Genomic DNA, 20,425 nt, shown 5'->3' on the forward strand with positions numbered 1-20,425 from the left:
CCTAATTTAGTAATTATTTACCTTATATTTGATAAGCAGTTTGATGTTTTAATACACCATAGCATAGGTGTACTAACTTACGCATTGCAGCACTAACAATCAGCATTTTAGGCTTTCCTTTTTCACGTAGTCGCTGATACAGTGCCTTAATATGGGGATTATATTGAAGTGCAACTATAGATGACATAAATAGGCTAGAGCGTATTTTACTATCACCTGCTTTTGATAAACGACTTCGTTTATTGACCGAACTGCCAGATTGGAAATGTATAGGAACTAGACCAACATAAGCTGCGACCTGACTTGCTTTTTCAAAGTGATGAGAGCGTAATAACCCTAGCATGAGCAATCCAGTTTTCCTTCCTACTGCTGGAATAGTAGTTAGTAAAGCAAGATCATTTTTTAGCTCTGAATCACCATTTACATGACTAGAGATCGTTTCATCCAATCTAATAATCTCTTGTTCAAGTTGTTGAATACGAATATTAATTGAGAGTAATACTTGTGGAAATGTTTGAGTAGATTGAGCCTTTTCTAAACGATTCTTTTCACGTTGCAAGTCTTCTTCAAGAACTGCATATCTATTTATTAAAGCCTTTAATATTCTTACATTTTCTTTCTCAGGTTGCCATGTTGCTAACTTAACAGTATTTGCATAATAGACGAGAGCTTCGCTATCTGCTTTATCTGTTTTATTTAGCATTGATAATCCTTTTGCAAACGCTCGAACTCTTGCAGGATTAGCGATACATATTGTTAATTCCATATCATATAAAAAATGAGCTAGATTCTCATGATATACCGATGTAGCTTCCATTACAGCCCGAGTATCTGATAAATTAACATCTAGTTCGGTTAACCACTTTACGAGTTTAACAAAACCAGATTGTGCATTATCAAACCTTTTGGTTTTTCTCTTTCCAGTTAGAGCAGAAGGAAAAATACAACAATCAATTTTGGCTTTACTGACATCAATACCCAATGTAATCATGTGTACCTCTACAATCCATTAGTGTTTTAATTACTCACTAATCACGATCTAACCTTGTGAATACAGCATCAAAGTGCTTAGTTACCGTTCAGAGTTGAAAGGAGTAATTAGGGGAAAATTGTAGACTTACTCTTTCGGACAAACTTAGAAGTTTTAGGTAGAACACAAGCTCTACAATTTTCATATAGTGATAGCTAATCACTATACAAACTAAGATACAAGGTAGAGCAGATTTGCGAATAAGAGTATGGGAATGTGAATGCGGAAGTGTAAATCAACGCGATTTAAACTCCGCCAAGAACATACTTGCGCTTGGGCATAAGCGTCTAGCAGTAGGAATTACCCTCCTTTCAGGTGGGTGAGGATGTCAAGGCATATTGAGGCCGAACTGAAAACCTAAAATAAATACAATGGAAAAACAGGTGCATAGGAATGCAAAAACATAAATTATGGCTCTGGTTGGGCCTGATTACCGTGGCAGTGATGGGCATTATTTACTGGTTAATTCCCCATTCACCACCATCCCCCGGTCATGCACAGGCCGCCACAGCGCGTACATCTGCAACCTCGTCTCTACCCGTGAGCAGTCCAAACAGCTCTGCAACCCTGTCCTTTTTAAGTCCCAGTCAGCAGGACACTGAAATTAACTGCCAGTTACAGCTCGACTCGGGCAACCGGTTGATGGTCAATGAACAGACCCGCAACTGTTTTGAATATTTTATTACCCAATATGGCGAGAAAACCCTGGAGCAGATTCGTCAGGATTTTCAGCGTTATATCGCCCAGACTCATCAGGAACCGGCCTTGGGACAAATTCTGGATTTATGGCAGCGCTATCTGGATTATCGGGAGCGTTTGGGGGAATTGCAGCCGCCGCAACTGGATCCGGACAGTCCGCAATATTACCGCAGCATTTTTACTAGCATGAAAAACCTGCGTCAGCAGTTTTTCTCGGCCTATGAAATTGAGGGTCTGTTTGGGGTGGAAGATGTTTATCATGACTATACCCTGGAGCGCCTGAGTGTGATGGACAATAAACAGCTATCCGAAGCAGAAAAAGCCCAGAAGTTAAAAGCCCTGTTTGAGCAGCTGCCGGAAGACTGGCAGGCCAATCTGGAACAGCTCAACAAGCTGGAAGATTTAAGAGCACTGACCGCAGAAATTAAAGCCCGTGGTGGCTCCAGTGCAGAACTGCGCCAGATGCGCCTGAATCTGGTCGGGCCTGAAGCCACGCAGCGTCTGGAACAGCTGGATGTCGAGCGCAGCCACTGGAAAACCCGTGTCACCCAATATTTAAATCAACGCGATCAGATTCTCAGTGCTGGCCTGAATGATGCCGCCAAACAGCAGGCGGTCGCAGAATTACGTCAGCAGTATTTTAACAATCCGCAAGAACAGCTGCGGCTGGATACCTTTGAATCGGTGCACGATCAGGGCGGTAAACTGCCGTTTGCCGAATAACATCCTCTAAAGATGACTCATCCATCATTGCGGTGGATGGGTCTAGGTTTAACGTTCTGTTAAGCACCACCCCCTCATTTTTTATCAATATCTCTGCCATTTCACGTGCACTTCATCGACCAATTATCGGCAACTACAAAAAATAACTGAATGGCTAATGACGATTTCAAAAAAACTGTTTATTTATGCTAAACAATGGATTTTAAAATTACTAAGTTCTTATAAAAACAGTAGTTTTTGATAAATTTTGGCCTGAAATGACATATTTGCAGGCAGGTTGCCGGAATGAGTAGTCATCATTCCATATAAATCGAAGACATCATCACATTTTTATGCACACAACCACAAAGGAGGAATTTTTGACAGGTGGTACTGCATCAATAAAACAAAAAAATGAAATGAAGGATCAGTTATGCATCATTTAAAACAAAAAACCACATGGGGTTCAGCCCTGTTACTTGCTACGGCCCTGTTTGGCTTAAGCACACCCGTACAGGCCGAACCGGGCGTCTTGCAGGTTCAGGAACGCGCCATCAGCCATTATGCTCAAACCCGATATCCAATTGTCATGACCCACGGCTGGCTTGGCTGGTCGCGAATTGGCAATGAAACTTTCAATATGGATTACTGGTACCAGATTCTGCCCGATCTGGCGCGTCACGGCGCCACCGTGTTTGCCGCGCAGCTGTCTCCGGCACATCAGACTGAATTTCGCGGTGAACAGCTGATTCACCAGGTGGAAGATGTGCTGGCCATTACGGGCAAAAATAAGGTCAATCTGATTGGTCACTCGCATGGCGGCCCGACTGTACGTTATGTGGCGGCGGTCAAACCTGAATATGTGGCCTCGGTCACCGGTATTGGTGGCACGTTCCGCGGCTCCAAAGTGGCCGATGACATTCAGAACAGTACTGCGCTACGCACCGTCTTTAATCTGGTCGGTGATTATATGATTGCCCCGCTGATCAGTTATGCCCAGTTACAGCCGGATATGCCCATCAACTTTGATGCCTCGATGAAATCCCTGACCGAAACCGGTTCTGCGGACTTTAACCGCCGTTTTCCGACCACGGCACTGGCAGCGAACTGTGATCAGGCCGGCGCTGAAGTTGATCGTGGCATCCGCTACTACTCCTGGACCGGTACTGCACAAGCCACCAATCTGCTGGATATTGACACCATCCTGATGCAACTCGGGCCGCTGTCGTATGGCAACAGGGACAATGATGGCATGGTGGCACGTTGCAGCTCGCATATTGGCAAGGTAATTCGTGACAACTACAACCTGAATCATACCGATCTGGCCAATATGATGTTCGGACTGACCGGCCGCTTTGCCCCGGATCCGGTGGCACTGTTCCGTCAGCATGCCAATCGCCTGAAACAGCAGCAGCTCTAGACTTTTAAATTGCCTTGGTGACAAGGCTGAACACCGTACAGATCGTAAGCGGTCTGTACTCACAAGAACAAGACTGAGGATTTAACAATGAAATATGGATATCTCATCGCCGGTCTGGCCGCTACCGTATTGAGCGGCACCACACAGCTTCACGCCTCAAACAGCACCCAGGTCAAAGCACCTTTTGTTAGCTCGCAGTATGCCAAAACCAAATATCCGATTGTATTTAGTCATGGTATGAGTGGCTTTATTACCCTGGGGACCGACAATTTTGGCCTGGATTACTGGTATCAGATTCTGCCAGATCTGGCGCGCCACGGCAGTAATGTCTGGGCCACCCGGGTATCGCCATTTAACTCCAGTGAGGTCCGTGGCGAGCAGCTGGCACAGCAAGTCGAGGAAATTCTCGCTGTGACCGGTGCCGGCAAAGTCAACCTGATTGGCCATTCGCATGGCGGGCCTACCATTCGTTATGTGGCAGGGGTAATGCCAGACCAGGTGGCATCTTTAACTGCGGTGGGTGCACCAAATAAAGGCTCGCCAGTGGCCGACCTGATTTTAAAAGCAGAAGGCACACCGGTTGAAGGACCATTAGTCGGTGCAATCAATCTGGTGTCCAAAGCCATTACCTGGGCACAAGGTTTGGACCCGAACAGCTTCCCGCATGATTCTCTGGCTGGCGGCGGCAGCCTGACCCTGGCCGGCTCGGCCAAGTTTAACCAGAAATTCCCGCTGGGGATGCCAACCACAGCCTGCGGTGAAGGTGCCTATAAACAGAATGGGGTTGTGAATTATTCCTTTACCGGTATTGGTACAGTCACCAATATTCTGGACCCGGACTCTGCCCTGAAAATCACCAGCTTGCTGATTGATGGCGGCAAAGAAAATGACGGTCTGGTCTCTCGCTGTAGTGCCAAGTTTGGGAAAACCATCCGCGATGACTATAACTGGAACCATTTAGATGAAGTCAATCAGTTTCTGGGTCTGAAAGCCGTATTCGCCCCCGATCCGGTCAGTGTCTACCGTCAACATGTCAACCGTTTAAAACAGCAAGGCTTGTAAACTTAAGGATGATCTGCCCTGCTCTTTTGAGCAGGGTTTTTATTTTTGATGATGAAGAAAAATGGAACTTTATGAAAATAAAAATTTTAAGCCCGTAACGGCGGCAATGCCTGGGCAGCACGGATGTCGCCGTTTAACTCCAGTGATGAAGTCCGTGGTGAACAATATCTGGCCCAGCTCCAGGAGGTGATGGCCATCAGCGGAGCGAAAAAAGTCAACCTGATTAGCCATAGTCATGGGGCACATGCAGTGCGTTATGCCGCAGGTGTAATTCCTAACCAGGTGGCCTCGGTGCTGACTGTCGGTGGTGCCAATCAGGGTGTACCGTGGTGGCCTCCGATGTAATGAAATTTGCGGATCAAACAGGAAGCTCTGACCTGTTAAATGTACTAATCAGCAGTTTTGGCAAAGTGATCATGTGGGCACAAAGCCTGGACGGCAATGCATTTCCGCATAATGCCTTTGCTGCAGGTCATAGCACCTCGATTGAAGGAACCGCGGAATTTAATCAGCGTTTTCAGCTGGGCTTATCTTTAACGCCCTGTGGTGAAGGCAAATATCAGGATCAGGGTATTGCTTTATATTCAATGACCGGAAATACACAAGTCACCAATCCACTGGATGTTGGTGATGCTGCTATGAAAGCCCTTGATTTGATCTCGGTCTATAAAGGCGGTGCCAATGATGGCATTGTCTCGGTCTGTAGCGCTAAATTTGGTAAAACTATTCGGGATGACTTTCCATGGAATCATCTCGATGAAGTGAATTTACTGTTTGGTTTAAAAGGTACTTTTGCTCCAGACCCTGTTGCGGTCTATCGCCAGCATGCCAACCGGCTCAAACTGCAAGGTCTCTAAACCCGTTTTTAGCTATAAAAAAATGCGCCACAAGGCGCATTTTTTTCAACGAGATAAAACTGATTAAGCTTCAGTTTTACGCGCTGGTAATTTCTCACGAATACGTGCAGCTTTACCAGACAATTCGCGTAGGTAGTAAAGTTTAGCACGACGAACGTCACCACGACGTTTCACTTCGATTTTCGCAACGATTGGAGAGTGAGTTTGGAAAACACGCTCAACACCAACACCGCTAGAAATTTTACGTACTGTGAACGCAGAGTTCAAACCACGGTTTTTCTTCGCAATTACAACACCTTCAAATGCTTGAAGACGTTCACGATCACCTTCTTTTACTTTTACTTGAACAACTACTGTATCACCTGGTGCAAAAGCTGGGATGTCTTGTTTTAGCTGAGCATTTTCAACAGCTTGAACTAAAGGATGCTTACCACTCATGGGGTATCTCCAATATGTGTGGGTCAGAAGAGGTCTGAGATCCACTGGGGCTAGAGGCTAAAGCGCATAGACCCGATTAACTTTCCCTTTATGCTTGACCGCTTCAAGACATAAAGAGCCTATTTAAATACTCAGTCTAAAGACCAAGCTTTTCATTGCGCCCGAAGCATAAATTAAGATTTATGTTCTGGCAAATCTTTTAGCCATTTTTTCTGCTGTTTGGTCAGTTCCACCTGTTCAACCAGTTCAGGCCGACGCTCAAGTGTACGCTGATAACGCTGCAAAAAACGCCATTTTTCAATATTTGCATGATGACCTGATTTCAGTACCTCAGGCACATCCAAACCTTCAAAATGGTCAGGCTTTGTGTATTGTGGGCAGTCTAACAGACCATCCACAAATGAATCTTGTACATGGGATTGTTCATCAGACATGGCACCCGGAAGTCTCCGGATAATACTGTCCAATAACACCATCGCAGGCAGTTCACCGCCCGATAACACGTAATCCCCAATCGACCATTCCTGATCGACATATTTCTGGATTAAACGTTCATCGACACCTTCATAACGGCCACACAGCACAATTAATCCGTCATATTGGACAAATCCTTGTACAGCGGGTTCATTTAAGGTTTGACCTTGTGGTGACATATACACCACGGGTACGTTGACCGCACCTGCTTCATGAGCAAGTTCTTTGGCACGGCGGATTGCTTTTGCCAGTGGCTCAGCCATCATTACCATACCGGGACCACCACCAAATGGACGTTCATCCACCCGTTTGTAGTTACCCTCAGCATAATCGCGAGGATTGATACAATGAATTTGCATCAACTCACGTTGTGCTGCGCGCCCGCTAATACCGAAACGTGTAATCGCTTCAAACATTTCAGGAAAAAGCGTAATGACTGCAAAAAACATCGCAGACTCCCGTATTTCCAAAAATATTAGTAATCTACGCCCCAATTGACATAAATACGACCTGTTTCGAGATCAACGCGTTGTACCACATCTTTATGCCATGGAATCATACGCTCTTCGCCATCGATACTGTCGGCAGTTGCGCGAACCACCATCACATCGTTAGCACCTGTTTCAAACAGTTCGTGGATTTGACCGAGATTGACTTCCTGTTCCTCATCATCCAGACCTAACACGGTTAGACCTTTTAAATCAGACCAGTAATACTCATCCACGCCCGCTTGAGGCAGTTGCGATTTTGAAATCCAGATATTTGCGCCAACCAGACCGTCTGCTGCAGTGCGATCGCTCACACCTTTTAAGCTGACAACCAGGCCTTTGCCATGTGGTTTCCAACGTTTTACATCGACAGTTTGCCAACCTGCTTTGGTCTCAATGTACCAAGGCAGGTAGTCAAACATGTTGCTCATAGGTTCTGTATTGGAATAGACCCAGAGCCACCCATTTAATCCATATGCTGAACGTAGCTGTCCAATCTGAATACGATCTTCGGGTACATTCTGTGTTGGTGTCATGGGCTACCTACTACTTAATTCTTTAAAATTATGCAGCAGCTGCAGCTTTCTTCGCTTGAGCAGCTAAAGAAGCAACACGTTCAGAAGGTTGAGCACCTTGTGCTACCCAGTGAGCAAAACGGTCAGCATCTAAACGAAGTTTTTCTGCTTTACCTTGCGCTGTAGGGTTGAAGAAACCGATACGTTCGATGAAACGACCGTCACGTGGATTGCGGCTATCAGTTACAACGATTTGATAGAATGGACGCTTTTTAGCACCACCGCGAGTAAGACGAATAACTACCATGATACAACCTTATAGTTTTTACGGATTATCCCTGTACCGACCATCGATACATTTCAAACCCCTTTCATAGAGGGCAGTATTTTACGCGAAGTTTGCCCTGAATGAAAGATCAAAAAGTGTTTATCCGCAGTTTTGAATTTATTTATCGGACCAGGTAGAGTTTGGCGACAAGTCACAACGCGCTTCGCCTTTTGCCCAATATTTCTCTGATTGATTGTTTAAACAAATCCAACCATTGCCCGCTTGTAACGTACCTGCCTTAGGTTGAGCAATTAGAGTCCAACGGGTTGCATTGGTTAGTGCAGCATCAAAGCTTAAATCATATAATGCAGTGCCTTGTTTGGGAGTTACTGTTGATCCATATATTTGTGCAATCGTTGCCCCCGAAAAAGAACCATTCATTCCTTTATAGGCATTCATTCTTTCAGCAATGAACATCATCTCTGATTGTGCTTCTGCCCGATTTACTTTAATTTTATATTGCTGATAAGAGGGATAAGCAATAGCAGCTAAAATTGCAATAATCGCAATGACAATCATAAGTTCTATAAGTGTAAACCCTTGTCTTACCATGATTCGCTTCCCTCATTTACCTCACCACAAGAAGTATAAGTCACTTTGGTATAGTCTTCTTTGTTCATACACTTGGTGCCTAAACTGTTTAACAAAAGACTATAATTTTTTTGATCTAGACTTTCTGCTTTAATAGCCCAATTACTTCCAATAGCAAACATATCAGCCTGCGCTGACCGATCAAAATCAATCTTTTTATTCAATAAATCTGCTTTGACCTCTAAATCTTTTGCCGTATCGGTAATATTTCCATCTTCATCCTTTGCAAACTCACGTACAGAATAAAACCCAATAATACTCAATCTATATTTAGGGTTATCCGAATGAATAGGAAGTAAAACTTGCTGTTTGGCGGTATCAAAGTTTGAACTTAACGTGCCTGTTTTATCTTTATATAAATAACTCGCCTCAAACCCTTTATAACTAAAGTTCTTAGCTTTATGTCGTTCCAGTTGCTCAGCAAGTTTTTGCATTTCCTGTTGTGCTTGAGCAAGATGCGAACGTTGAATATAAACCTGATAACTTGGCATCGCAATTGCAGCAAGTAATGCCACAATCACTACGACCACCATCAGTTCAATCAGAGTAAAACCTGTTTGGGGCTTAGACTGTGAAAAAATAAATTTCATTTTTTCACTCCTTTACCGAATATCGTTCATACCAACGATGCGGAATAAATTTTAATGGTCCGCCAGCCGGAATAAAACGTTTACCTGGTTCAGCACAATCTTCTCCCTCACATTTTACATTTTCTGGATCATTATCAGGAATTACAATCCCTCTACCTCCTGTAGGCTCTGACATTGGACCGACGTTTAAGCTCACAATTCCTGAACCCAAATTGTATTTATAATTTGCCAGCTCGGGACAAACACCTGTAGGTAAACAGAGACGCTGGGTAAAACTTTGTCCTTTGACACCCGCCCCACAAGCTGAAGTCGTACCAGGTTCTGCTGCATCAAACATAGTAACGTAGAGGTTTCCTTCCATTGCAACCAGTGGGGTAAGACCTTTTATCACACCCGCACCTTCTATTTTAGCTGCACCAGTAGTACTTTCAAATTTATGCTCAAATTTATAATACCACCCTCCCCAACCACTGGTCGGGCTAATGGCTGCACCACGATTCGTCGTTGCAGTTTTACTATTTACCAAGACAGATAAAGGCATTAACTTATCTAGACTTATACCTTCACCCGCTGCTGCTATAGTTTTATCCGCTCGTGATGAAGCTGGATAATATGTACCCGTCGGATGGATATCATATTCATACAAAGCATAAACACCATCGAACTCCAATCCTGAAGAACTAGTCGTTCCTGTAGTCGTCGGTGAATCGTTAGTGGCTAATAAAGGAGAGCTTTTATTTCCAGACAGGAAGGATGCTACGACAATATTCCCCCCTTCGGTTCCCCCTGCACTATGGTGAGCTGTAAAGACCGGCGGGTAGTAAAAGCGAGGACTTGTACCATTGGTTTTATGTAAATTTAAAATACGGGTAATTTGCGGTACAAACTCAAAAGAACCATCGCTTTGAGGTTGATGTAAGTCAACTCGAAACGCCTGTCCAGCCAAATCGCCAAAGTACAGGTGATCGACAACACCGTCATTGTTACGGTCAACGGTTTTAATTTCACTGACGACACTATATTGTAAGTCGTCGTGCTCGGTATGTTCTACACTACCACTCACTTCCGTTTTACTGGCATACCACAATAACTCGCCATTATCGGCATCGAACATATACACACCCGCACCGATTTCATTGTCTTGCTCATAATTATATTTTTCATAACCCGCATAACCTGTTCTTACACCATTCGCATCATACAGGCCATCACCATCATCACCGCCAGCATCATAGCCACCACCCACAAACATCACTAATTTACGCTCACCGTTCCAATTTACGTAATCAAGCTTCGGCTTAGACCAACTTTGGCCCATTTTAGCCAAAGCAGCATATTTTTTTGTGATCAAAACTGGGTTGCCATCTTCATCATAACCCAAACTTTTGACTGAACTTGATGCAGGATCAATATGGAATTTAATTTTAGGACTGCTGCTGGATGAATCATCTAAACCGGTTAAATCTAAAGCGTAATAACTGCGTCCTCCCATCCGCAGACCACCGTAAACCCACTGTTTACCTTGTAAATTTTCTTTTTCCCCTTCTAAACCGCCTGCAACATCGCGCACAACCCCATCAACGGTTAGAGTTCCATCATCTTTACTCACATAAACGGTATGGGCTGCCCACTCACCATCTACCCCATAATAAAGAGCATTTTTACCATTATCCCAGGTACCCGCACCCGACTTAAATAATTCATATTGTTTTTCTGCCATCTCTTTAGGTAAGAAGCTAAATTTCTCTACCCCGGTTTTAGCATCGACTACATGCAGTAAACCTTGCGTTGTTCCAAAGAGCACATAATCTTTACGGTCTGTAGTATCGACATAGACATTACCTGATGTTGCATCTTTCACAGCAACGGCTTTACCACTTTGGGTAAGTAACACAGGCAATGAGTGTAAAATACTGCCCATTTGTCTTAAGTTTGCTGTTGCGCCTTCCAAGTTTTCACTTGCTGAAGCGATGTTATAACCTAACAAGCCCATTAAACCTTTAATGCGTTCTGGGTTGTCTGTTTTGGTTTTTTCATCTGTGGTGTATTGATGGGTAATTCTTACTAGCTGTAAATTTTGAGAAACTTTTTCTGTACCAGAAGCAGCCTCATTAAAATCATAATCGGTTAACAGTTTACGTCCTGTAAATGTATCATCATTTTGCTGTGTACCCAGCGGAAGTTTAGATAATGCTCCCCATTTCGCAAAGGTCGCTGTTCCTGAAGGGTAACTGGTGCTATCCCCCCAAATATCTTTTAAATCCTGTAAAACACTTTTTTTCACCACTAGTGAAGCTGGACCACCACTTTCTGAAGCATAAACACTATTATTGACCACATAATATTTTTTTAAATTTCCAAACCAAAGTTGTTGATCATCCTCATCAGCAACTTTAGGTTCAAATTGAGGAAAATATGAAAATGCCTGAAGTGATTCTGGATTCAATGCATCAACAGGAATAGTAGAAGAACCTGTACTGATACTTGAAATTGAGCCACCAACCTCTCCAATAAATTCATTTAAGCTTTCAACAATTTGCTGAGATTCTTTCGCAGCAATAAATCCACCCTCGCCATAACCACGACCTTTGGTTCCCCAGTCATAGGCATTTTTTGCATCTCGATTCATATCATCATAATCACCATCAAATACTGAACCAAAGCCAACGACTGCCGTTAATACTTTTCGTTTATCTTCCGCTACGTTTAATGCATGTTTGATGACATCTTTATCATTAAGTGATTTTGAAAAAGCACCGATTTCACTCCAAAAAGCCCTAAAGCTTCCACTATTATTAGCACCACCGAATAAACTTGAACTATCACTATATGAACCGAGTCGTAAGGCTCTCCCCATTAATGTACTATTATTAGTTGCTGAAGGAGATTGAGGTTGTCCATCTGTTAAAAAGTAAATCCCTTGACCGCTACACTCTGCTGCTGTGGCAGATTTATCAAGAGGAGAAACATAGTTAGTTCCAGAAACTAAATTTGGATCTATAGCCTTTGAGATATTAATACCACTATAAGCACCACCACCTGTTGTGGTTCCCAATAAATACGCAGCAGCTTCTGCATACGCAGCAGAAGTAGGCGTCCCACCTGTCCCTTTAAAACTAGAACTTTTAATAAGATTAAGAACTTTAGTACGTTGTGCAGAGCCGATATCACCCCATTCTGCTGCGGGAATACGCATATATCCCCTTAAGTTATTTTCATCATTTGATACATAAGGGAAAGTTCCAATTCCGATTTTTACATCAGACTTAATTCCTTTTCCCGTGTCTTCATCATAAACAGGCATAGTTGCCAAAGTATACAAAGCATCTTTTAAACGACTGATTCGATCGTAGTATTTATCTTCATTCTTATAATAATACCTGTCACTCCCACTACTCGCTGATAGAAAGCCAGTAGTCGAAGGAGCTGAATATATTGACTTATTACACCCAGAGCTATCGCAAGTGTACCAAGAAGTACTAAACCATCCAGAACGCTCACGATATCTTGCATTTACGCAATAGCGTCTTGAATATCCCCCAGATGCTGTATCACTCACATAAATATGACTAGTCACGCCACTTGGCAAATCACAAGCACTAGCTCCGACACCATAATTATTTGCGCTTAAATCCATACTTCCCGATGTATCTAACATCATTACCACTACGCCAGAACCGGCATTCGAGTTTGGTTTAGTATAAATTTCAATATCACTGGCGTAACTGGTACTGCTTTGAGCAATAAGCAAGGTCATTGCACCTGCCAAAGTAGTTAACTTGAACTGATGTCCAAATTCTTTAGCTCGTGCCTTCACATCTAGCACATTAGCATGATGATTTTTTAAATTTTTCATATTCATCCCCTAAGAGGCTTTCAGTGAACGCAAACTGTATTCCATATCTTGAGTACTGTATGGAACATTATTTTCTGCTAAACAGTCGGTAACCGTATCATTCTCAACCAAAGGATCAACAAAACTGGTATGATTTTTCAAACAGTTATTCACTTGCTGAATACTCGCTGAGCTTAAATTTGGCAGCAAAGAAGTTGCGGTAATCACTACACGTTGAATACCTGTACTTTTGGAACTTTCTTTATCATCGCCTTCCATCATATGTTCCCAATCTCGATCCGTATCTGCCGCACGAACAGTGACTTGGGTCATTACAGCTTGTCGACCACTAATAAAATCACCACGTGTTGTTTGACAAAAACCATTTTGACCTAATTCGCTATTTACAATTTTGTTGTTCTGCCAATACACCGAACTCGCAATACGACTTCCAGAAAAGTTATTTAAAACACTTCCGCGTACACAAAATACCAATTCTTTACCTTTATTTTCAGGACGTAGTGCATAAGCCAGCATGCCATCACCAATACGCATCTGGGCAAATTGCAAAGCATCACTGGTTTTGTTTTCTAGAGTAAAAAATACTGAGTCACTATTTTGTACAAGAAGTGAATGAGCCTGCGCATTTGTTGAAATATTCAAAGAGGTAATACTGGAGCGAATTGCCCATGTACCCGCAATTGCAATCACAATCAGCATCACCAATACAACAATAAGTACTGAACCATTTTGGGAGTGTCTATGATTTACTTTTGGTAGATTCATTCTCAACTCCTTACTTCGCGATACCGAAACCATTACGTATCGCAATGGTTTGTGTAACTACATTTCGCATATACAACTTATTTTTGTCATGTGGAATTAATTTCGCCCCGGTATCCCCGGTATTTAAAACTTGATATTCTTTATCAGCATTAAATAAGTCATTATTTCCCACGGTATTATTAGAACGAACTAACAGCCCTACTTTGACTGCGACAATCTGCGGTTTCACGGCACCCGTAAGCTTTTTATAATCATCAATTGAAATTTGACCAAAACAATCTAACTGCCCATCTGCATCTGCAGCTGCCGAACAAGTGCTGTTCATTCCATCTCTGGCAACAACCAATTGCACACTTAAATGATCGACTCTAGGAATCATAATTTGGCCATCACCAGATAAATCAATTTCTGCAGGCTCATCCCCCATATAGCTAAAAGCTTTACACGCTAAAGCCAATGGTTTATTTGGGTCTCCCCTATTCGTGTCATTTCTTAAAAAATAGCGTTGTACCACATACGCATCTTTTACAATTTGGCGACCCTCACAATCAAACTGATTACCCATTGAATTTTTGTATTGAATAACCAATTGGTCACTTGCTTGCCCCACTAAATTAGAGCTATTTTCTACCTTGCCTTCAGATAAAGCGTTCTTTAACGTAATATCCAAGTTTGAAGTGGGATTACCACTATCATCATTTTTGAACTTTTGGGTGTAATTTCTAGCATCTAGTACAATCCCTCCATGTAAAACCTTGTCGTTGATCATTGGTTCAGCTGCATTTAAGTTTGCCAAACGTATTTCACGAACAAAGGCTTCCAATCCAAAAAGAGCATCATTTTGTAGGTCGGAGAGTGCCTGCTGAGTCGATACACCTCTTTGTCCTGTTAAAGCTAACTGAATCGCAATTGCACTAACAATCAGCCCTAGGCTAAGCGCAATCATAAGTTCTAAAAGAGTGAAGCCGCTTTGTTTGGAAAATGAAAAAAGCTTTTTATTCAAACTCATTTTTAAAAAGCCTCCATAACCAAGCATTTAGAATTCGCTACATATGCTCCAGTCGAAGTATCAATACAAGCATCTAAGTTACTGTCTATATTGGTATCACCCCAAGCGACATAAATACAGTTCAAACTACTACCAACACAATTATTGATTTTTACAGTATGGCCAACTTCAGCTGCTTTCTCAGTAATCTGACTAGAATCAACCTCTGCCATTTCTTCACTAGAACAATTCGGCAAATAACCTTGCTCACTTCCTACACAACCACTTTTTTCAGTTTTGGCATTGATTGCTACTTTATACTCAGGTAAGGCCAACCTATTTACCCTCATACGTTCAGCTAAATCACGCGCTATATTAATTGCAATGGTCCGATCTGTTGCCTCATTTGCTGCATCCATAGCTCTCAACTGCAAACCAACAAAGCCTAAAATACCAATAGCTAACAAAAGCAAGGCAACCAAGACCTCTATTAAACCAACCCCTTTTTGCGTATTCATGTTATTCATGAGCACACCCCTGATTCGATTTTTTCTACAGTGCCATTCATTGAAAGTGTAATCGTTCGACTTTGATTTATTTTTGAATTACATAACTCAAATTTAAGCGGTAATAAAACTTCCACTGTTGGAGGATTAGTAGGCGGTGTAGTGGTTAGATCTGTGGTTTGATGTTCATCATAATTTTCATTATCAATTGTTTTTGTTCTCTGCCGCGGAATACCTACTGAACTATAAGTAACATCAGAAAAGTCAACATCATTGGCATTCGAGTTCAGAGCCACATCGTCATATTTGGGTATCCAGTAACGAACTTCTGCTGTGTTTGTTCCACTTTCAAATTTTACTGTCACATTCTTTCTTAAAGTCGTAGCTTGTGCTCGGGCATCACTCAACACCAAAGACAGCTCACGAATTGAGGTATCTAAATGTCGTTTTGCAATCAAATCTCCAAAAGAAGGCGCTGCCATCATCGCCACAATCGCCAGCACCGCAATCGTGACCATCAATTCAATTAAGGTAAACCCCTGACTTTTTCGCATGCTCTCCCCCTCGGCAAAAATGTTGGCCCAGTTAAAATCATACTTATTAAAGTTACAAAAACTACACAGAACAGATAAAAGGCACAAAAAAGCAGATGACTGTCATATCACAATCATCTGCTTATTTTTAAGAGAAAAATTAGACTGTTATCTATTTCTCAGTTTAAGCCTGAGTTACAGAAATACGTAACTCTTTCGGTAAACTAAAGGTAATGTTCTCTTCACGACCGGCAAGCTCGGCAGGGGCGGTTGCCCCCCAGTCCTGCAAGCGCTGAATCACCTGTTTAATTAAAATTTCCGGAGCAGACGCGCCAGCAGTGACACCAATTTTCGTTTCAGGATTAAACCAAGCCTGATCCAGCTGATCGGCATTATCGACCAGATACGCCTGTTTACCCATGCGTTCGGCCAGTTCACGTAAACGGTTCGAATTCGACGAGTTTGGTGACCCGACCACCAGCACCACATCGCATTGGCTGGCTAAATCACGCACCGCATCTTGACGGTTCTGGGTGGCATAACAGATATCATCTTTACGCGGTCCCTGAATCTGCGGGAATTTCTGGCGCAAGGCATCAATCACTTTGGCGGTATCATCAATCGACAGCGTGGTTTGCGTAACAAACGCGACTTTTTCAGGATGACGCACGCTTAAAGCCGCGACATCTTCTTCATCTTCCACCAGATAAATTTCACCACCATTTTTCTTGTCATATTGACCCATGGTGCCTTCCACTTCAGGATGGCCTTCATGTCCAATTAAAATCGCCTCGACCCCTTCACGGGCATATTTGGTCACTTCAATATGCACCTTGGTCACCAGCGGACAGGTGGCATCAAACACTTTCAGGCCACGGCGTTCCGCTTCCTGCTGAACGGCTTTTGATACGCCATGCGCACTAAAAATCACGATATTATCGTCTGGTACTTCATCCAGCTCATCTACAAAAATCGCACCGCGCTGACGTAAATCATCGACCACAAACTTGTTATGCACCACTTCATGACGCACATAAATTGGTGGATTAAAGCATTCAAGGGCACGATTCACAATCGCAATTGCACGGTCCACACCCGCACAAAAACCACGTGGATTAGCCAATACAATTTCCATAGAACCCTCGATATTCATTTCAACTTTTGCAGACAGATGCGAAATTAATGCAAACAAATAGATGCTTAACTATTTTGTTTAAGCCAGCTCTGCTCTAAAATAGAGAAGATATTTTATCATATCAGGAAAAATATCATGTCGGGTCTCTTGTTTGTCGTTTCTGCAGCTTCAGGAACAGGCAAAACATCCCTTGTTAAAGCCCTGCTTGAACGTGTCAACAATCTGCACGTTTCTGTTTCCCACACGACCCGTGGTCAACGTCCTGGCGAACTGGACGGCGTTCATTACCATTTCACCCAGAAACAGGATTTTATTGACCTGGTGCAACAAGGCGGTTTTATTGAATATGCCGAAGTATTTGGCAATTATTACGGCACCGCGCAAGCAACGGTGAAAGAGCAGTTAGCCAAAGGTCACGATGTATTGCTTGAAATTGACTGGCAAGGTGCGCAGCAGGTGCGCAAACTTTTTCCTGAATCGAAACAGATTTTTATTTTACCGCCAAGCCAGTTTGACTTGCGCCAGCGCCTGTCCAATCGCGGCACCGATGCCGTGGATGTGATTGAACATCGCTTAAGCTGTGCGGTAGAAGATATGCAGCAATATGTCAACTTTGACTATGTGATTATCAATGATGACTTTAATAAAGCCCTGCATGACCTGGAAGCCGTGATTATTGCCAACCGTCTGGTGTTAAGCCAGCAGGCCAATCGTCATCAGGAGCTAATCCAGAAGCTGATTACCCCTACAGCACCCTGATTAAAACTTGAGTCTTCAGACAAAGCACCTTATACTGCACAGTCTGTTTAAATTTACCATTCAAACGAGAACTCTTATGGCACGCGTCACCGTTGAAGATTGTTTAGACCATGTAGACAACCGCTTTGAGCTTGTACTAGTGGCAAGCAAACGCGCGCGTCAATTGGCACGTCAAGGAATTGAACCTACCGTTGAGTGGGACAACGACAAACCTACCGTTGTTGCTTTACGTGAAATTGCAGAAGGCCACGTTTCTAAAGACATTTTGAAACAACGCGATCAGGACTACCAAACCTCTAGCCTTGACCTTGCACTTTCAGCAAATAACTTGAATTTAGATGGTTTTTCTTTCCAATAAGAAAATACATCCTGAAAAAGCCTAGTTTTTTACTAGGCTTTTTTATTATTTGAACTTTAATATTTGCGCAATAACCGTTATAACATAAGCATCGGAACTCGTAATTACAACGAGCTTTTATTTCGATATTTTCGGTGAAAAAAATTGACAAGTCATGCAATATGTTTTTCATTAGAAGATCAGTTTTTGTGATTGTTACGAGCATTGTAGTTAAAGGTGGTATATGCCAGGCGCAGAGGTCAGCCAAGCCAAACAGCAACTAAATATGATTATCGACGCTTACTTGAGTGAAAGCGATAGCGAGCGCGTGCTTGCGGCCTGTGACTATGCCGATCTGGCGCATGATGGCGTGACCCGTAAAAGTGGCGAGCCTTATATTCTGCATCCGATTGCGGTCAGCTGCATTCTGGCACATATGCGTCTGGATGCCGAAACCCTGATGGCGGCACTGCTGCATGATGTGATTGAAGATACCGAATTTAGCAAAGAAGATATTACCGAAAAATTTGGCCGTACCGTGGCCGAACTGGTCGATGGCGTGACCAAACTCAGCCATTCCAGCGATAAAGAATATAATAAAGCCGCGTCCTTCCGTAAAATCCTGCAAGCGACCCTGCAAGACCCGCGTGTGATCATTATTAAACTGGCTGACCGCTATCACAATATGACCACGCTAGATGCCTTGCGCCCAGATAAACGCGCCCGCATTGCCCAGGAAACTTTTGATATTTTTGTGCCGATGGCGCGTATTGTCGGTATGAATGAAATGGCCGACAACCTGGAACATCTGTGCTACCAGAATCTTGATCTGGATATGTTCAATAATGTTCAGGCCGCCCTGCTAGAAACCAAGCCGAAACGCTGTGAATATCAGGCCAAATGGGAAAAGAACCTGGCAGAGCTACTGCAATATCACCAAATTAGCGGCCGGATTAAAAAGAAAAATAACAATATCGAACTGCTCCGTTATTTCGTCAAAAACGACATCGATCTGCAAGAACTGACCCACAGCCACGCCTTTGAAATTATTCTGCAAAGTATCGCCGACTGTGACCGCTTAGCCGATATTTTACGTGAACATTTTCAGGTGCTGCATTTTGCCGATCATATTCGCCGGCCCTTACCGGGTGGCAACCAGTCGCTGATGCTGCGCCTGAAAGGTGAAGAAACCACCTTATCCTTAACCATTCAAACCGAGCTGATGCGTAAAGCAGCCCGTTTTGGCGTGGTTCTCGGTGAGAATGCACCGCAAGCCTGCCGCTCGGCGATTCAGGCCTCGATGCAAAACCTGAACGTGCTGATTGATGGCGCCTGTGCCAAAACCACCTTTAGCGAGCTGCTGGATTATCTGCATCAGGAAAAAATCTGGGTTTATACCCCGCATGGTCATCTGCATGAATTACCGCAAGGTGCTACCGCAGTTGATTTTGCCTATTCAGCCAGCCTGTTCCTCGGCAACCATGCGGTCGGTGCGAAAATTAATGGAGAAATCAAACCACTATCTACCCCGCTGACCAGCGGTCAGGTGGTGGAAGTGATTACCGATGTTTTAGCGACACCAAACCCGGACTGGCTCAGCTTTATTAACACCCAGAAAGCGCGCCGTGCCCTGCAAAACATTCTGCGTGATCAGGATATTGACGAGCAGCGTCTGGTGGGTGAGCAAGCCCTTAACCGTGCCTTAAAACTGTTTAACTGTTCGATTAAAGATTTAAGCGAAGACGACTGGATCAACCTGTTGCAATGGCGTCATATCGATAGCAAAGAACGCCTGTTTGAACAGATTGCAGTCGGTGACCTGTTACCGCAACTGGTGGCCAACCATCTCTATTCACAGGACAGCAGCTCGGAAGTTTCGGATCGTCTGATTCAGGGCACTGAAGGTATTGATGTTAAATATGCACATTGCTGTAATCCGGTACTTGGTGATCCGATTCAGGGCCATTTATCCCGCCGTGGTTTAATTGTGCATCGCGCGCGTTGCCATAACCTGCTGCATGAACAGCATCTGCATCCGGAAAATATCATGCCATTGCAGTGGAACTCGGATGATGTCGATGACGTCAGTTTCACCGCCTATTTATGCATTGATATTGAAATGAATGATGAGCAGATTTCTGACCTGATCTATCAATGCCGTAAAGCCAAAACCGGGGTAGAAATGGTCCGTAGCCACGATGCCAAGACCTATGTCAATATTGTGGTAAATAACCGTAAGCAGATTGCCCAGATTATTCGCGACCTGCGTATGCATTTCGGTTTCCCGCGGATTATCCGTCTGGAACTGCCGCCTAATATTGCCGAAACATCTAAAGCCTGTTAATCATGATA

At 43.4% G+C, this 20,425-nt stretch carries 21 protein-coding genes and 1 pseudogene; 9 read left to right on the plus strand and 13 right to left on the minus strand.

Features of this window, described 5'->3' with window-relative positions; genetic code table 11:
* Positions 1-22 precede the first annotated feature (22 nt).
* Complete coding sequence (locus FTU69_RS03945) at positions 23-991, minus strand: IS110 family transposase (RefSeq protein WP_180103515.1); 969 nt, start codon at positions 989-991, stop codon at positions 23-25.
* A gap of 218 nt (positions 992-1,209) precedes the next feature.
* On the opposite strand from FTU69_RS03945, the pseudogene FTU69_RS14755 reads away from it, so the two are divergent.
* The 6 genes and pseudogenes from FTU69_RS14755 to FTU69_RS03970 all read left to right on the plus strand — a co-directional run.
* Positions 1,210-1,353 (plus strand): annotated as a pseudogene (locus FTU69_RS14755) (zinc ribbon domain-containing protein); the annotation flags it as partial.
* A 70-nt stretch (positions 1,354-1,423) separates the two neighbouring features.
* A complete protein-coding gene (locus tag FTU69_RS03950) occupies positions 1,424-2,452 on the plus strand; it encodes a lipase secretion chaperone (protein WP_005180409.1) in 1,029 nt (342 codons plus the stop codon).
* 412 nt (positions 2,453-2,864) lie between these two features.
* On the plus strand, positions 2,865-3,851 hold the full coding sequence (locus FTU69_RS03955) for a triacylglycerol lipase (protein ID WP_168383697.1): 987 nt from the start codon (positions 2,865-2,867) through the stop codon (positions 3,849-3,851).
* Positions 3,852-3,938: 87 nt separating this feature from the next.
* Complete coding sequence (locus tag FTU69_RS03960; RefSeq protein WP_180103516.1) at positions 3,939-4,913, plus strand: triacylglycerol lipase; 975 nt, start codon at positions 3,939-3,941, stop codon at positions 4,911-4,913.
* 123 nt (positions 4,914-5,036) lie between these two features.
* The gene (locus FTU69_RS03965) at positions 5,037-5,258 is read left to right on the plus strand and encodes a triacylglycerol lipase (protein ID WP_180054352.1); all 222 of its coding nucleotides are present in this window, start codon (positions 5,037-5,039) and stop codon (positions 5,256-5,258) included.
* Positions 5,258-5,770 carry a hypothetical protein gene (locus FTU69_RS03970; protein WP_257222764.1) on the plus strand — a complete coding sequence of 171 codons (513 nt, stop codon included), beginning with the start codon at positions 5,258-5,260 and terminating at the stop codon, positions 5,768-5,770. The genes FTU69_RS03965 and FTU69_RS03970 overlap by 1 nt, the downstream gene beginning before the upstream one ends.
* Before the next feature lie 63 nt (positions 5,771-5,833).
* Here FTU69_RS03970 and rplS read toward each other — a convergent pair whose 3' ends face one another.
* The 12 genes from rplS to ispH form a co-directional block, all read right to left on the minus strand.
* The gene (gene rplS, locus FTU69_RS03975; RefSeq protein ID WP_003792460.1) at positions 5,834-6,208 is read right to left on the minus strand and encodes a 50S ribosomal protein L19; all 375 of its coding nucleotides are present in this window, start codon (positions 6,206-6,208) and stop codon (positions 5,834-5,836) included.
* Between the two features lie 173 nt (positions 6,209-6,381).
* Positions 6,382-7,131, minus strand: coding sequence for a tRNA (guanosine(37)-N1)-methyltransferase TrmD (trmD, locus tag FTU69_RS03980; RefSeq protein ID WP_168398901.1), 750 nt, complete (start codon positions 7,129-7,131; stop codon positions 6,382-6,384).
* Positions 7,132-7,157: 26 nt separating this feature from the next.
* Positions 7,158-7,706: a ribosome maturation factor RimM gene (gene rimM, locus FTU69_RS03985; protein ID WP_016658481.1), complete on the minus strand. Its 549-nt coding sequence runs from the start codon at positions 7,704-7,706 to the stop codon at positions 7,158-7,160.
* Positions 7,707-7,734: 28 nt separating this feature from the next.
* A complete protein-coding gene (rpsP, locus tag FTU69_RS03990; RefSeq protein ID WP_004809941.1) occupies positions 7,735-7,992 on the minus strand; it encodes a 30S ribosomal protein S16 in 258 nt (85 codons plus the stop codon).
* Positions 7,993-8,130: 138 nt separating this feature from the next.
* Positions 8,131-8,565: a type IV pilin protein gene (locus tag FTU69_RS03995; protein WP_104473452.1), complete on the minus strand. Its 435-nt coding sequence runs from the start codon at positions 8,563-8,565 to the stop codon at positions 8,131-8,133.
* On the minus strand, positions 8,559-9,194 hold the full coding sequence (locus FTU69_RS14875) for a type IV pilin protein (protein WP_180088588.1): 636 nt from the start codon (positions 9,192-9,194) through the stop codon (positions 8,559-8,561). The genes FTU69_RS03995 and FTU69_RS14875 overlap by 7 nt, the downstream gene beginning before the upstream one ends.
* A 4-nt stretch (positions 9,195-9,198) precedes the next feature.
* Positions 9,199-13,050 (minus strand): PilC/PilY family type IV pilus protein, encoded by a 3,852-nt coding sequence (locus tag FTU69_RS04005; protein WP_180088586.1) that lies wholly within the window; start codon positions 13,048-13,050, stop codon positions 9,199-9,201.
* Between the two features lie 9 nt (positions 13,051-13,059).
* On the minus strand, positions 13,060-13,815 hold the full coding sequence (locus FTU69_RS04010; RefSeq protein WP_180006577.1) for a hypothetical protein: 756 nt from the start codon (positions 13,813-13,815) through the stop codon (positions 13,060-13,062).
* A 10-nt stretch (positions 13,816-13,825) separates the two neighbouring features.
* A complete protein-coding gene (locus tag FTU69_RS04015) occupies positions 13,826-14,851 on the minus strand; it encodes a PilW family protein (protein ID WP_373685078.1) in 1,026 nt (341 codons plus the stop codon).
* The gene (gene pilV, locus FTU69_RS04020; protein ID WP_168408685.1) at positions 14,827-15,330 is read right to left on the minus strand and encodes a type IV pilus modification protein PilV; all 504 of its coding nucleotides are present in this window, start codon (positions 15,328-15,330) and stop codon (positions 14,827-14,829) included. The genes FTU69_RS04015 and pilV overlap by 25 nt, the downstream gene beginning before the upstream one ends.
* The gene (locus FTU69_RS04025) at positions 15,327-15,863 is read right to left on the minus strand and encodes a Tfp pilus assembly protein FimT/FimU (protein ID WP_180006575.1); all 537 of its coding nucleotides are present in this window, start codon (positions 15,861-15,863) and stop codon (positions 15,327-15,329) included. Before FTU69_RS04025 ends, pilV begins: the two co-directional genes overlap by 4 nt.
* Positions 15,864-16,026: 163 nt before the next feature.
* Positions 16,027-16,977: a 4-hydroxy-3-methylbut-2-enyl diphosphate reductase gene (ispH, locus tag FTU69_RS04030; RefSeq protein WP_180006630.1), complete on the minus strand. Its 951-nt coding sequence runs from the start codon at positions 16,975-16,977 to the stop codon at positions 16,027-16,029.
* A gap of 135 nt (positions 16,978-17,112) precedes the next feature.
* Here ispH and gmk point away from each other — a divergent pair, with 135 nt between their 5' ends.
* The 3 genes from gmk (at position 17,113) to FTU69_RS04045 (ending at position 20,417) form a co-directional block, all read left to right on the plus strand.
* A complete protein-coding gene (gene gmk, locus FTU69_RS04035; RefSeq protein ID WP_045795273.1) occupies positions 17,113-17,736 on the plus strand; it encodes a guanylate kinase in 624 nt (207 codons plus the stop codon).
* A 76-nt stretch (positions 17,737-17,812) separates the two neighbouring features.
* Positions 17,813-18,094, plus strand: coding sequence for a DNA-directed RNA polymerase subunit omega (gene rpoZ / locus FTU69_RS04040; protein WP_004809957.1), 282 nt, complete (start codon positions 17,813-17,815; stop codon positions 18,092-18,094).
* Between the two features lie 223 nt (positions 18,095-18,317).
* Positions 18,318-20,417, plus strand: a complete 2,100-nt coding sequence (locus FTU69_RS04045) for a bifunctional (p)ppGpp synthetase/guanosine-3',5'-bis(diphosphate) 3'-pyrophosphohydrolase (RefSeq protein WP_104498093.1) — start codon at positions 18,318-18,320, stop codon at positions 20,415-20,417.
* The last annotated feature ends 8 nt before the right edge of the window (positions 20,418-20,425 follow it).

Source organism: Acinetobacter sp. YH12134 (assembly GCF_013418555.1).
GTDB lineage: Bacteria > Pseudomonadota > Gammaproteobacteria > Pseudomonadales > Moraxellaceae > Acinetobacter > Acinetobacter indicus.